This window comes from Hyphococcus sp., from assembly GCF_965267305.1.
Classification (GTDB): domain Bacteria; phylum Pseudomonadota; class Alphaproteobacteria; order Caulobacterales; family Parvularculaceae; genus Hyphococcus.
In genome coordinates this window covers 2,473,208-2,486,106 of sequence record NZ_OZ253945.1, presented here as the reverse complement: position 1 = coordinate 2,486,106, position 12,899 = coordinate 2,473,208, and the positions used below count along the sequence as shown (strand labels likewise).

Here is a 12,899-nt window from a genome sequence, read left to right as displayed (position 1 = left end):
AGGAGCGCTTGACCGGTTGGGGCATCGGCCTTATCGGCCTTGAGCCTTATGAGCGACATCGCCGTCATTTCATCGCTTGAAGCTGTCGCAGCGCGTTATGACGCGCTTTTATGCGACGCGTGGGGCGTCATTCATGACGGGGTCATGCTGTTTCCCGGCGTCGCGGACGCGCTGCGGCGATTTCGCGAAACGCGCGGGCCCGTCATCATCCTGACCAACGCGCCGCGCCCGTCATGGGTGATCCCCGCGCAACTCGACCGGATCGGTCTGCCGCGCGATTGCTGGGACGACATCGTCACCTCGGGCGACGCGACCCGCGCCGCGATCGAGGCGCGCCTGCCGGCCCCGGCCTGCAAGCTCGGTCCCGCGAAAGACGATCCCTTGTTCGAAGGGCTCAAGATCGACTTCCGCCCGCTCGAAGAAGCCGAGTTCATCATCTGCACGGGGATGAAGGACGACGCTCATGAAACGCCCGATGATTACCGGGAGTTTTTAAAAGAAGCAGCGGCGCAACGCCTGCCCATGATCTGCGCCAACCCCGACATCGTGGTGAACTGGGGCGGACGGATGATCTGGTGCGCCGGGGCGCTCGCCGAGATCTACAAAGATCTCGGCTGCGAGGTGATTTACGGCGGCAAGCCCTATCCGCCGATTTACGATCTCGCCTTGAAGCGGATTGAAGAGTTGCGCGGGCCCACGGACCGCGCGCGCATTCTCGCCGTCGGCGACGGTTTCAAGACCGATATTCTCGGCGCCAATGATCAGAAGCTCGACGTGCTTTTCATCGCCGGGGACGGCGGCGTCCATGAAGGCGCGCGAGATGCGGCTGCGATTTCGAAGAAGCTCGAAGAAGCGGGGCTCAGCGCCATCGGCGCGGCGGAGGCGCTGCAGTGGTAGGCGCCAAAAAGATCATCGCTGCGTTAGGCAATTTCGACGGCGTGCATCGAGGTCACCAATATTTGCTGCAACAGACGGCGGACTTCGCGCGCGACCATGGCGCCGCGCCGGGCGTGGTTCTGTTCGAGCCGCATCCGCGCCGGTATTTCCGGCCCGACGATCCGCCGTTTCTGCTGACCCTGCCGGTCAAGCGCGACGCCCTGTTGCGCGCGGCAGGCGCCGAAGAGATTTTTGCGCTGACCTTTGACAAAACTCTTGCGTCCATGACGCCGGAAGAATTCGTCACAGGCGTGCTGAAAGACGGGCTCGGTCTCGCAGGCGTCGTCACCGGCGCCGACTTCCGTTTCGGCAAGGGCCGCGCCGGGGATGGCGCCGCACTGAAAGCGCTCGGCGAGGAGGCGGGCATGAAAGTAAAGCTCGTCGACGTTCTCGCCGAAAATCCGGATGCGGAAAAATTCGGGTCGAGCGCAGTGCGCGCCGCGCTTCAGGCGGGCGAGGTCGATAAAGCCGCCGAGATGCTGGGCCGGGAATGGTCGGTGACGGGCGTTGTCGCTGAAGGCCGCAAGGTCGGGCGCAGTATCGGTTTCCCCACGGCCAATCTAACGCTGGGCGAGCTCATCGAGCCGCGCAAAGGCGTCTATGTCACCCGCACAATAGTCGACGGCAAAACTCACGGCTCCGTCTCGAATTTCGGCCGCCGTCCGACCGTGGGCGAGAGCGCGCCGCTCCTTGAAACCTTCCTCTTCGATTTCGAAGGCGACCTTTATGGCAAAGAGATTGAGGTCGCCTTTGTGAGTTTCTTGCGCGACGAGCGGAAATTCGATGGGCTCGACGCCTTGAAGGCTCAGATCGCCGAGGATTGCCTCAAGGCGCGGGCGGTTCTCGGTTAACATCCGCTCGCGCTAACGTGCGCCAGCGGCTTTGCGCGGCATATATTTTGCCTCATTGTCGACACAAACCGCGAGAAAATGGTCTCATGGTTCAGTTTTTCCGCCGTTTTCCAGCGGCATCGGGAGGCGTTATGGCCCGTAAACTCATCCTTTCCCTCGCAGCGGCTAGTCTGGCGTTGGGCGCCGTTTCGACCGCGTCTGCGGGCGGCTATCACGGCGGCCATCATGGACATCACCGTCATCACGGCCATCATGGTCATGGCGGGGGCGGCAAGGGCGCAGCGATCGCGCTCGGCGTCATCGGCGGCGCGATCATCCTGAATGAGCTCGCAGAGGACCGCGCCCGCGACCGCTATTACGAAAACCGTTATTACCAGGATCGTTACTATGAAAGCCGCGCCCGCGAGCGCGCCTATGAAGACGGCTATTATGACGGGCGCGCCGATGAGCGCCGCTATGACGACCGGTATGATAATGGGGCCTATTACGACGATCGCGGCGCCGATTACGACGACTATGACGGCAGCGGTCTTGCCGGCGGGGAGCCGGCCTATGGCGGGCCGCCGGCCTACAGAACGCCGGACACCGCCTATGACCGCGCTCCGCGTCCGATTTCGGCGGCGGCGGCCTATCGGGTCTGTCTCGATCACGCCCGGGGCGCTCTGGGTGAGCGCGGCTTTGTTGTGTCGGCGCCTTACCGGCCTGAAACCGTGGAGGATCGCGGCGGCGCGCTCCTGATGACCGCGACGGTGACCGCTTCGCGCGGCGCCGACATGTGGTCGCGGGCCATGTCCTGCGAAGCGAGCGAAGGCCGCGTCTACCGGCTGGAGCTGATTTAGGCCGATTTTGACCCGAGACAGGAAGCGCGCCCTTGTGGCGCGCTTTTTTGTTGGGTTTCAAGCCCCCGCCTGATAAGAGGGCGGCCATGGTGAGAAGCATCCTCATTATCGCGGCGCGGCGCGCGCCAGCTACCGTACCGGCCCGTCTCGGCTGAGGCGCCGCCTTGTGGTCTCCAGAGGCTTGACAAAGGCGCCCGCAACCGGGCCTTCCTCATCCTTCCACGACGAGTTTTTAGAGAGATTTGACGATGCCTGATGCATCGAAGGGCGCCGCTTCTGACGGGCGCGACTACCGGGACACGCTGTTCCTCCCCGAAACCGATTTTCCCATGCGCGCCGGCCTGCCGAAGCGCGAGCCTGAATTGCTCGCCCGCTGGGCCAAGCTCGGCATGTACCGGGCGCTGCGCGAGGCTGCCGCGGGCCGCGAGAAATTCATTCTCCATGACGGCCCGCCCTACGCCAACGGCCATATCCATATGGGCACGGCGCTGACCAAGGTTCTGAAAGATCTCATCGTCCGCTCGAAACAGATGGCCGGTTACGATTCCAATTTCGTGCCGGGCTGGGACTGTCACGGCTTGCCCATCGAATGGCAGGTCGAGAAAGAGTTCGCCGAAAAGGGCCGCAAGAAACGCGACGTGCCGACGGCGGAGTTCCGCAAGGCGTGCCGCGACTATGCGCAGAAATGGCTCGACATCCAGCGCGAGGAGTTCAAGCGCCTCGGGCCCGAAGGCGACTGGGATGATCCGTACACGACCATGGCCTTCGCGTCGGAGGCGAAGATTGCCGGCGAGCTCCTAAAGTTCGCGGAGCTCGGGCTTCTCTATCGCGGCTCCAAACCCGTCATGTGGTCGCCGGTGGAGCAGACCGCGCTCGCCGAAGCGGAGATCGAATATCACGACCACCAGTCGACAACGATCTGGGTGAAGTTTCCGGCGCAGGATGGTCCGCTCAAAGGCGCGTCGGTCGTTATCTGGACGACCACCCCCTGGACGATCCCCGGCAACCGGGCGATCTGTTACGGACCGAAACTTTCCTATGGGCTTTACGAAGTCACGAAGATGCAGGAGACCGATTTTGAGCCGTGGTCCAAACCCGGCGACAAGCTGGTCCTCTCTGACGCGCTTGCCAAAGAAGTTAAAAAAGCCGGGCTTATTGCCGAATGGAAACGAGTCGCCGACGTTCCCGCGTCTTCCCTTGAAGGGCTTCAGTGCAATCACCCGCTGAAAGGCTTTTCCGGCGGTTACGAGTTCGACGTGCCGCTGCTCGCGGGCGATCACGTCACTGACGAGGCCGGCACGGGCTTTGTCCACACTGCGCCCGGTCACGGCCAGGAAGACTACATCGCATGGGTCTCGGCCTTCGGCACGCAGAAAGAAATTCCGCATACGGTGGATGAGTTCGGCGCCTTCACGGAAGAAGCGCCGGGCTTCACCGGCGAACAGGTGCTGGTCATCGAGGGCAAGAAAAAGGGCAAGGACGGCGGCGCCAACAAGGCGGTGATCGACCAGTTGATCGCGCACGGCAAATTGCTGGCGCGCGGACGGCTGATCCACTCCTATCCGCATTCATGGCGGTCGAAGGCGCCGGTCATTTTCCGCAATACGCCGCAATGGTTTATCGCGCTCGACAAGCCGACGGCCAACGGGAAAACCCTGCGCGAAAATGCGCTCGCCGCCATCGATGCGACCGCCTTCACGCCCGCTGCCGGCCGCAACCGCATTCGCGCCATGGTCGAGGGCCGGCCCGACTGGCTCATCTCGCGCCAGCGCGCCTGGGGCGTGCCGATCACCATCTTTGTGCATAAAGAAACCGGCGACGTGCTGGTCGATGAAGCGGTCAATAAGCGCATCACCGACGCCATCACGGCGGGCGGCGCCGATGCGTGGTTTGAAACGAACCCGCAGGAGTTTCTCGGGTCCGGCTACAAGGCGGACGACTATGAAAAGGTCGAAGACATTCTCGATGTCTGGTTCGATTCAGGGTCGACACACGCCTTCTGCCTTGAAGAACGCGACGACCTGAAATGGCCGGCGGATGTCTATTGCGAAGGCTCGGACCAGCATCGCGGCTGGTTCCAGTCCTCGCTGCTTGAGGCCTGCGGCACGCGTGGGCGCGCGCCCTATGACCATGTCGTCACCAACGGCTTCGTCGTCGATGGCGACGGCCGCAAGATGTCGAAGTCCCTCGGCAATGTCATGGCGCCGGACGAAGTCATCCGCGAATTCGGCGCTGAGATCATCCGTATCTGGGTCGCGAGTTCGGATTACACCGAGGACCTCCGCATCTCGAAAGAGATCATCGGGTCTTCCGTCGACGCCTACCGGCGTCTCCGCAACACGCTGCGCTATTTGCTCGGCGCGCTGAACGGTTTCTCCGACGCGGAACGCCTCGATCTGAAAGACATGCCGGAACTGGAGCGTTATTTGCTGCACCGGCTTGCGGTGCTGAACGAGGAAGTGCGCGTCGGTTACGACAAGTTCGATTTCAAGGGCGTCTGGAGGAAGGTCTTCGACTTCGCCTCGCTGGAGCTGTCGGCCTTCTATCTCGATATCCGCAAGGATGCGCTTTACTGCGACCGGCCCGACGACAATCGCCGCCGCGCCGCGCGCACGGTGATGGCGGAAGTGTTCGACCGGCTCGTTCTCTGGCTCGCGCCCATCTGCGTCTTCACCGCGGAAGAGGCGTGGCTGTCTCGTTATCCGTCCGAAGACGGCTCGGTGCATCTCCAGCTTTTTCCGGAAACGCCGAAGGCGTGGCGCGACGACAAGCTCGGCGCCAAATGGAAAAAAATCCGCGAGGTGCGCCGCGTGGTCACGGGCGCGCTCGAAGTAGAGCGGCGCGAAAAACGCATCGGCGCGAGCCTTGAGGCGGCGCCGGTCGTTCACGTCGCCGATGCGGACTTGCTCAACGCCTATGACGGCCTCGATGCGGCCGAGCTGTTCATTACTTCCGGCGCGACGCTCACCGGCAAGCCGGCGCCGGACAAGGCGTTCCGCCTTGAAGGCGAGAGCCAGGCGGTCGCCGTTGTTCCCGCTGAAGCCGATGGCGAGAAGTGCGGCCGCTGCTGGCGCATCCTGCCGGAAGTAGGCGCGCATGAATCGCATCCGGAGTTGTGCGAGCGCTGCATCGACGCGGTGGAAGCCGCCGACGCAAGGAAAACCGCATGACGCCCGCCGACGCCATGGCGCGGTTGAAGGACTGGTGGGCGGAAGCGCGCGCCAACAAACTCTTCTGGCGCGGGCTGGCGCTCGCTGCGGTGATCGTCATTCTCGATCAGGCGTCGAAAATGTGGATCGTTCACGGGATCGACCTGCCGCGCCTTCAAAAGATCGAAATCTCGGGCGTTTTCGATCTATCCTATGTCGAAAATCGCGGCGCCAGCTTCGGCATGCTGCATGGCATGCGCTGGCTGTTGGCGATTATCTCCATTGGCGTCTCGCTGGGTCTCGCCTGGTGGCTCGGGCGGCTGAAACGGCCTGTGGCGGTGATTGGCGTCGGCTGCATCATCGGCGGGGCGCTGGGCAATCTCTATGACCGCCTCGCCTATGGCTATGTGGTCGATTTCCTCGATTTTTCGGGGCTTTATTTCCCCTGGGTCTTCAATGTCGCCGATGCAGCGATCAATGTGGGCATCGCTTTCCTGCTCTATGACGCCTGGAAGACGGGCCAAGCTGAGAAACAGGCCGAGAAAAAGGCGGAAAAACAAGCGTGACAGGGTTTGGCCTTTGCGGGCGGCGGGCGGCGTCGCTATAGTGCGCGCCAAATCGGCGGGTGGGCGTTAAAGACAAGGTTGGAGTGACGTAAATGATCAATGCTTCTGCGATGCGGTTTGCGGGCGCCATGGCGGCGATCGCCCTGATGACCGCCGGCTGCGGCATCTCGAAGGCGGTGGGCGGGAAATCCGCGCCCGACGAATTCGCCATCGCCACCAAGGCGCCGCTCGTCGTGCCGCCCGATTACGCCCTGAGGCCGCCGCGCCCGGGCGAAAGCCGTCCCCAGGAATTGTCGCCCTCGGAGCGCGCGCAACAGGTGCTGCTTGGCGACGCCTCGTCCGCGCCGCCTTCGCCCGGCGAACAGATGCTGCTCCGCAAAGCGAACGCCTTCGGCGTCGATTCCTCGATCCGGCAATTGCTGGCTGCGGAAAATGGCGGCCGCGGCGAGAAAGACCGCTCTCTCGCCAACCAGATCATGTTCTGGAAATTCGACGGCGACAAAATCGATGACTCGGCGGCGCCATTGCGCGTCGACAATCCAGAAGAATGGATGGCTGCGCGCGATCAGGCCATCAAGGCGGTGATCGGCGAAGAGGGCGAAGTCGAGATCAAGAATTCGAAATCGCTTGGGTTGCCCGGCGTTTTCTGATCCGGGTCATGAGTTAAGACATGAAACGCGGCTCTGGCGAGCCGCGTTTTTGTTTGCGCGGCGCTCAAAAAAGAAAACGCGGCCTCCGAAGAGGCCGCGCTCCCTCGCAAGACTAAACTATGGACGCTTCCCGGGACGGGGGAGAAAGAAAATTTCCCGATTGGCGTCAGTTTGCCTTGTCGAAGTCTTTGAGAACGTCGCGCTCGCCCAGCATTTTAACGAGGTCCAGAAATGCTGAGTAGATGATGGCGTCTGCGCGGTTCATGTCCTGCACGGGCTGGTCGATATCGGCTGCGTCCCAGCGCCACAAAGCGAGCTTGTAGAGAATGTCGCGCATGGAGCGCGCCTGCAGGGTTGCCGCTGTGCGCATGACGACGCCCTGCGCCTCGATCAGGCCCGCGGCTTTGTCGTCGGCGTCCTCGCCTTCGCTGCAGCGGCTGATAGCGGCGTCAATCTCCCGGAAAACCTCGAACAGCCTCTCGTGATGGTCTTCGGCCATGCCGGCGCGCGGGCCGGCCTGTTCCCTGATCTCAGTAATTTCCTTGCGAAGACTGACGACGTCCATCGCGGTTTCTCCCGCCGCTCGATGAATAAAGGAGATGGGACATACGCCTCCGCTATGGCTCTGTCTGTCACGTAAATAACCGACATTCTTAGGACAGGCGACCTATATATATTAAAAGAATGTAATGAAGCCGCCGCATAATTTTAAAAAATATTACGGCCGATCCTGTCTTAGGCGGCGTTTAAAGACTTTCAGATTGGGAAGAACCGTCAGGCGACGAGGGAAAGTCCCGTCCGGCAGGCGGCGATCGCCGCTTCGGTGCGGTTGTTGACGCCGAGCTTGGCGAAGCTTCGATTGACCAGCGTATTGACTGTGCTGATTGAGAGGCCGAGGCGCCGGGCGATTTCCTTGTTGCTCTCGCCCCGGGCGAGGCAGGCGACAACCTCCCGTTCTTTCGGTGAGAGCTCGCGGGCGCTTTCCGGCTCGAGAAGGTCGCCTGCATAATGCATGAACATTTCAGCGCAGGCCTGGATGCGCCGGCGCTCGAATTCCGACATGTCCTCAATCGCATGGTCGAAGGCGAGGCAGAAATAGGTGAGCCGGCCAGGTTTGTCGGAAACATGCATAGCGAGGCCGTCTGCAAGGCCGTTCGCGCGCAATAGGGCGAAGAGCCCGGAAATCGCGCCGCAGGGCTCAAGACCGTCCTCCACATCAAGAAAGCGGACCGGCGCCGTCGAACTGAGGGCGGCGCGCATATAGGGGTCTTCCGTGGCGCAGCGCATGACGCTGTAATAGCTCGAGATCTCTGCCGGAAACGTGCTGAAAAGCGGCGTCCAGCGCTCCGCGGCTGACTTTACGCCGTAGTTGAAGTTGTAAAGAAACCCGTATGTCGCGCCAGAATCGGCGATGATGCCCGCCAATACAGCGATAGCCGTCTCTTTGTCTTCGCAGCCGGCGATCCGCGCTGCGAGGTCGGATGTGGACAAGGAACCGCGCATGGTTCTTTCCTGTAAACTGAAATAATGTCCGAAATGACGGGATGCAGATAAGCGCTGCGCGCCCGTTTGTCTGTCCCATAACCACGGGACAAACAATATTTCCTTACCTTGTCAGGGAAGATTTACGCGCCCTTTAAGGCAGAATGATGCCCATGGCAACGCCCGCAAGGGCGGCCTCCACGCGGGAGGTGACGCCGAGCTTGTCAAAGCAGCGCCGCACCAGCGTGTCCACAGTGTTTGGCGAGACGCCCAGCGTGGCGCTGATGACGGGGTTGCTCTTTCCCTGTGCGATCAGTTCAAGCACTTCGGTTTCCCGCCGCGACAATTTCCGCCGCCCGTCGACGCCGGAGAGCTCGGTGTAACGCAGATGCATCTGCTGACAGATGGCCTGCAGCTCCAGCAATTGCGCGCGGGTGAAGTCGACCTCTCGCTCCGTCGAGCCCACACAGAAATAAGCGACTTCGCCGGGCCGGCCGTAAATAGAGAAAGCGGCGCCCGTGGTCACCTTGTGCTCGCGCGCCGCTGCGAACATCGCTCTTTGCTCGGCGGTCAGATTGGGCCGCGCCGCAATATCGCTCCAGAGAATAGGACCGCCGCGGCGCCGCGCTTCGTCCATGATGGGGTCGAATTCGAAACACTTATGGTCGATGAAATACCGGATATAGCCTTCAGGAAAAGTGGAAAGACGGAAGCCTTTATGCAGCGGAACGCTCTTAAAGCCCTCCACGAGAACGTGATAATTGACGATGTTGTAACCGAGATCGGCGAGAAATGATTCAAAATACCGCTTGAGCCGCCCAACGTCATTGATGCCAAGCGTTGCTTCGATGAAGCTATCAATATTACTGCGCACGACTCTCCCTCGAACACTTGTTCAGTCAGTTGCGCCAGTCCTCGCTCTTCAACAAACTTCCTACTGCGCTGAAATCAGGACAGCACGTTAATCTACCGGGGGAGGCGCTCACGGCGCAATGAAAATCGGTTTTCGCTTGTGTAAAACCATAACTTGCCTGCTATTTGCGAGACGTTCTCGCCTTGCCATAATCAGTCATGGCGAATCGCGCAGAATCCATTCCGAAAACCATTTCCTGCATCCGCCGGCTGCCGCCCGGGGCGGTGAACCGCATCGCCGCGGGCGAGGTGATCGAGCGTCCCGCCGCGGTGGTGAAGGAGGTGGTTGAGAATGCGATCGACGCGGGCGCGACCCGGATCGACATCGAGATCGACCATGGCGGCAAGTCGCGCATTACTATCATTGATGATGGTTGCGGCATGGGTCCGGACGATCTCGTGCTGGCGGTGGAGCGTCACGCGACGTCGAAACTGACGCCTGACGACGGCGGCGATTACGATCTCATGAACATTGCGACCATGGGCTTTCGCGGCGAAGCGCTGCCCTCGATTGGCGCCGTGGCGCGGCTTGCCATTACCTCGCGCGCGAAGGATGCAGACGAAGCATGGTCGCTCAGCATAGAAGGCGGCGCCATGTCGGGGCCGTCGCCGGCGGCGTTTGGCGGGCATGGAACGCGCATCGAGGTGCGCGATCTTTTTTACGCGACCCCGGCGCGGTTGAAGTTTCTGAAATCCGATCAGGCGGAGACGACAGCAGTGGGCGAGGCTGTGCGGCGCCTTGCGATGGCGAAACACGAGATCGCGTTCACGCTTTCCTCCAGCGGGCGCAAGATGCTGAACCTCCCGGCCGAGGCGTCTGGAGAAAAAGGCCGTCTGAAACGACTCGCGGCGATCATGGGCCGCGAGTTCGGCGACAATGCGCTGGCGATCAATGCGGAACGCGACGGCGCCCGTGTTTCCGGTTTTGCAGGGCTGCCCACATACAATCGCGGGCTCCCCGACAAGCAATTTTTGTTCGTGAACGGACGGCCGGTGCGCGACAAGCTGATTGTCGGCGCAGTCCGCGGCGCCTATGCGGATTTTCTCGCCCGTGACAGGCATCCGGCGGTGGCGCTGTTTCTCGATCTTCCCGCGGAGATGGTGGACGTTAATGTGCACCCGGCCAAGACCGAAGTGCGGTTTCGCGACGCCGGCGGCGTGCGCGGCCTTTTGATTGGCGCGCTTCGCCACGCGCTCGCCGAGGCCGGGCACCGCGCCTCGACGACGGTGAGCTCCTACGCCCTCGGCCGCATGACGCCGCAGCATTCTTCAGCCAGTATCGCGTCTATGCGGAGCGGCTATGCGCCGCCGCGGCCAAATCCATATGCGCGGGAAACCTTTGCGCCACACGATCCGGGCGCCGGGCTGCATGATCGCTCGCGCGGCTTCGAAGGCGCGCAAACCCCAAGCGCGCGTACGGAGCCGGTCGAGGCTGCGTCCGCCGCCGACCATCCTTTAGGTGCAGCGCGCGCGCAATTGCATGAAACCTATATTGTCGCGCAGACGCCGGACGGTCTCGTCATCGTCGATCAGCACGCGGCGCACGAACGGCTCGTCTATGAAAAGATGAAAGCCGCCCTCGACGGTGGAAGGGTCCCGAGCCAAGGGCTTCTCCTGCCGGAAGTGGTTGATCTGACCACGGACGAAGTCGCGCGGCTCGAACCCCTGATGGAAGACTTCGCGTCGCTCGGCCTTGTCATGGAAAGGTTCGGCGAAGACGCGGTGATGGTGCGCGAGACGCCCGCCATGCTGGGCGAGGTCGACATCAAGGGGCTGGTGCAATCGCTTGCCGACGATCTCTCTTCGCTGGGGCAGGGATTGGCGTTGAAAGAACGCCTTGAGGAGGTCTGCTCCTCCATGGCCTGTCATGGCTCGGTGCGCTCGGGCCGGCGTCTTAACGCCGAGGAGATGAACGCGCTCCTCCGCCAGATGGAGGCGACGCCCCATTCCGGCCAGTGCAATCACGGCCGGCCCACTTACGTCGAATTGAAGCTCGCCGATATTGAGCGGCTCTTTGGCCGGCGTTAGGGATGCTTGCGCAGCCCGGCTCAATATGTAACCTTATGGATACATATATTGGGAGACCCGTTATGAAACCGATCCTCGCCGCTTTCGCCGCTATCGCAGCCATATGCTTCGCCGTTCCTGCTCATGCTGATAAGCCTGCTGCGGCTTGCCCGGCGAAAGCCGCCCCCTATGAACCCATGGCGCCTTTCGCGAAGCTCGCCGGCCGGGCCTGGCGCGGCGAGGGGATCGGGCCCAACGGTCAGCCGGTGGTCGATATCGCGAAATATGAAATGATCCTTGGCGGTCGCGCCTTCCAGTCGACGCACAAGCTGGAAAACGGAAGCTATGGCGGTCGCACCATCATCTTTTTCGATGAAGGCGCGAAGAGATATATCTTTCATTATTTCACCACGGCGGGCTTTCATACAACCGGCGAGATCGTTCCGACCGAAACCGGCTTTACCGCGGTGGAGCAGGTTCAGAACCATCCGGAGTTCGCCGAGGTTCGCTCCGAAGCGTTCTACGGCGACAAAACCATTCGCGTCGTTTCCAGCCATGTCACCCATGACGGCGACGCGTCGAGCGGTGAGGAACTTGTCTACAAGGAAATCCCGAGCAAAGGCGTGTTGCTCTTTGATGAAGCCGACGCGCTCTTCGGCAAACGCACAGACGTGAAAGATGCGCAGGACAGATATGGCGACGATGACTGCTAAAGAAAAATTCACGGCGCTTTCTGCGCTGGGCGATCATGTGGAGCGCAGCGAAGATGAGATGCGAGCCCGCTCGGCGGCGTTTCTGGAGGACATCAAGCGCCGCCATACGGTGCGCGATTTCATCGACAAACCCGTGCCGCGCGAGGTGATGGAAAACTGCATCGCTGCGGCGGGCCGCGCGCCCTCGGGCGCTAATCACCAGCCGTGGTTTTTCGGCCTTGTGGGCGATCCGGCGCTGAAACGCGAAATCCGACTCGCTGCGGAAGAGGAAGAGCGCGCCTTTTACGGCGGGCGCGCAGGGGCGGAATGGCTCGAGGCGCTGGAGCCCATCGGCACCGATGCGCAAAAGCCTTTCCTCGAAACCGCACCCTGGCTGATCCCTGTTTTTGCGCAGCGCCGCGGCGGTGTTGAAGAGGGGATGGATAAAAAGAACTACTACATCCATGAAAGCGTCGGCATCGCCTGCGGTTTTTTGATCGCCGCACTGCATCATGCGGGGCTCGCCGTTCTTACCCACACGCCGAACCCCATGAGCTTTCTGAATGAAAGGCTCGGCCGTCCGGCTACGGAGAAACCTTATATGCTGATCGTCGCCGGCCATCCGGCGCCGGACGCGCCGGTGCCCAATCACGCACTTACAAAGAAGCCGCTCTCCGCCATCATGAAAGTCTATTAAGCCGTTCGGATGCGGATGGTTTCGGCTTTGCCGCTCTCCCAAATCGCACTAGCGTCCTAAATTGAGTATGATTCGTTTTCCTCGGGGGAGAACGCAAAAGAGGCCGCGCTTGCGCGAG

At 61.6% G+C, this 12,899-nt stretch carries 12 protein-coding genes; 9 read left to right on the top strand and 3 right to left on the bottom strand.

The genetic code is table 11. From position 1 onward, the window contains the following. Nucleotides 1-48 precede the first annotated feature (48 nt). The 6 genes from ACQY5P_RS11725 (at nt 49) to ACQY5P_RS11700 (ending at nt 6,991) form a co-directional block, all read left to right on the top strand. Nucleotides 49-897 (top strand): TIGR01459 family HAD-type hydrolase, encoded by an 849-nt coding sequence (locus ACQY5P_RS11725; RefSeq protein WP_428407052.1) that lies wholly within the window; start codon nt 49-51, stop codon nt 895-897. Continuing rightward, the gene (locus ACQY5P_RS11720; RefSeq protein WP_428407051.1) at nt 891-1,787 is read left to right on the top strand and encodes a bifunctional riboflavin kinase/FAD synthetase; all 897 of its coding nucleotides are present in this window, start codon (nt 891-893) and stop codon (nt 1,785-1,787) included. The genes ACQY5P_RS11725 and ACQY5P_RS11720 overlap by 7 nt, the downstream gene beginning before the upstream one ends. Nucleotides 1,788-1,918: 131 nt before the next feature. Next, nucleotides 1,919-2,626, top strand: coding sequence for a hypothetical protein (locus tag ACQY5P_RS11715; RefSeq protein ID WP_428407050.1), 708 nt, complete (start codon nt 1,919-1,921; stop codon nt 2,624-2,626). 248 nt (nt 2,627-2,874) lie between these two features. Beyond that, complete coding sequence (gene ileS / locus ACQY5P_RS11710; RefSeq protein ID WP_428407049.1) at nt 2,875-5,796, top strand: isoleucine--tRNA ligase; 2,922 nt, start codon at nt 2,875-2,877, stop codon at nt 5,794-5,796. Next, nucleotides 5,793-6,341 carry a signal peptidase II gene (lspA, locus tag ACQY5P_RS11705; RefSeq protein WP_428407048.1) on the top strand — a complete coding sequence of 183 codons (549 nt, stop codon included), beginning with the start codon at nt 5,793-5,795 and terminating at the stop codon, nt 6,339-6,341. The genes ileS and lspA overlap by 4 nt, the downstream gene beginning before the upstream one ends. A 92-nt stretch (nt 6,342-6,433) precedes the next feature. Beyond that, on the top strand, nt 6,434-6,991 hold the full coding sequence (locus tag ACQY5P_RS11700) for a DUF3035 domain-containing protein (RefSeq protein ID WP_428407047.1): 558 nt from the start codon (nt 6,434-6,436) through the stop codon (nt 6,989-6,991). A gap of 166 nt (nt 6,992-7,157) precedes the next feature. Here the strand turns inward: ACQY5P_RS11700 and ACQY5P_RS11695 are convergent, their stop codons facing one another. From ACQY5P_RS11695 to ACQY5P_RS11685, 3 genes are all read right to left on the bottom strand, one after another. After that, nucleotides 7,158-7,556 carry a hypothetical protein gene (locus ACQY5P_RS11695; RefSeq protein ID WP_428407046.1) on the bottom strand — a complete coding sequence of 133 codons (399 nt, stop codon included), beginning with the start codon at nt 7,554-7,556 and terminating at the stop codon, nt 7,158-7,160. A gap of 209 nt (nt 7,557-7,765) precedes the next feature. Then, entirely contained in the window at nt 7,766-8,494 is a 729-nt protein-coding gene (locus tag ACQY5P_RS11690) for a LuxR C-terminal-related transcriptional regulator (protein ID WP_428407045.1), read from the bottom strand. A 133-nt stretch (nt 8,495-8,627) separates the two neighbouring features. Beyond that, entirely contained in the window at nt 8,628-9,347 is a 720-nt protein-coding gene (locus tag ACQY5P_RS11685; RefSeq protein ID WP_428407044.1) for a helix-turn-helix transcriptional regulator, read from the bottom strand. A gap of 197 nt (nt 9,348-9,544) precedes the next feature. Between ACQY5P_RS11685 and mutL the strand changes: the two genes are divergently transcribed. The 3 genes from mutL (at nt 9,545) to ACQY5P_RS11670 (ending at nt 12,781) form a co-directional block, all read left to right on the top strand. Then, entirely contained in the window at nt 9,545-11,413 is a 1,869-nt protein-coding gene (gene mutL, locus ACQY5P_RS11680) for a DNA mismatch repair endonuclease MutL (protein ID WP_428407043.1), read from the top strand. A gap of 62 nt (nt 11,414-11,475) precedes the next feature. Beyond that, the gene (locus tag ACQY5P_RS11675; RefSeq protein ID WP_428407042.1) at nt 11,476-12,105 is read left to right on the top strand and encodes a hypothetical protein; all 630 of its coding nucleotides are present in this window, start codon (nt 11,476-11,478) and stop codon (nt 12,103-12,105) included. After that, nucleotides 12,071-12,781, top strand: a complete 711-nt coding sequence (locus ACQY5P_RS11670) for a nitroreductase family protein (RefSeq protein ID WP_428407041.1) — start codon at nt 12,071-12,073, stop codon at nt 12,779-12,781. Before ACQY5P_RS11675 ends, ACQY5P_RS11670 begins: the two co-directional genes overlap by 35 nt. The last annotated feature ends 118 nt before the right edge of the window (nt 12,782-12,899 follow it).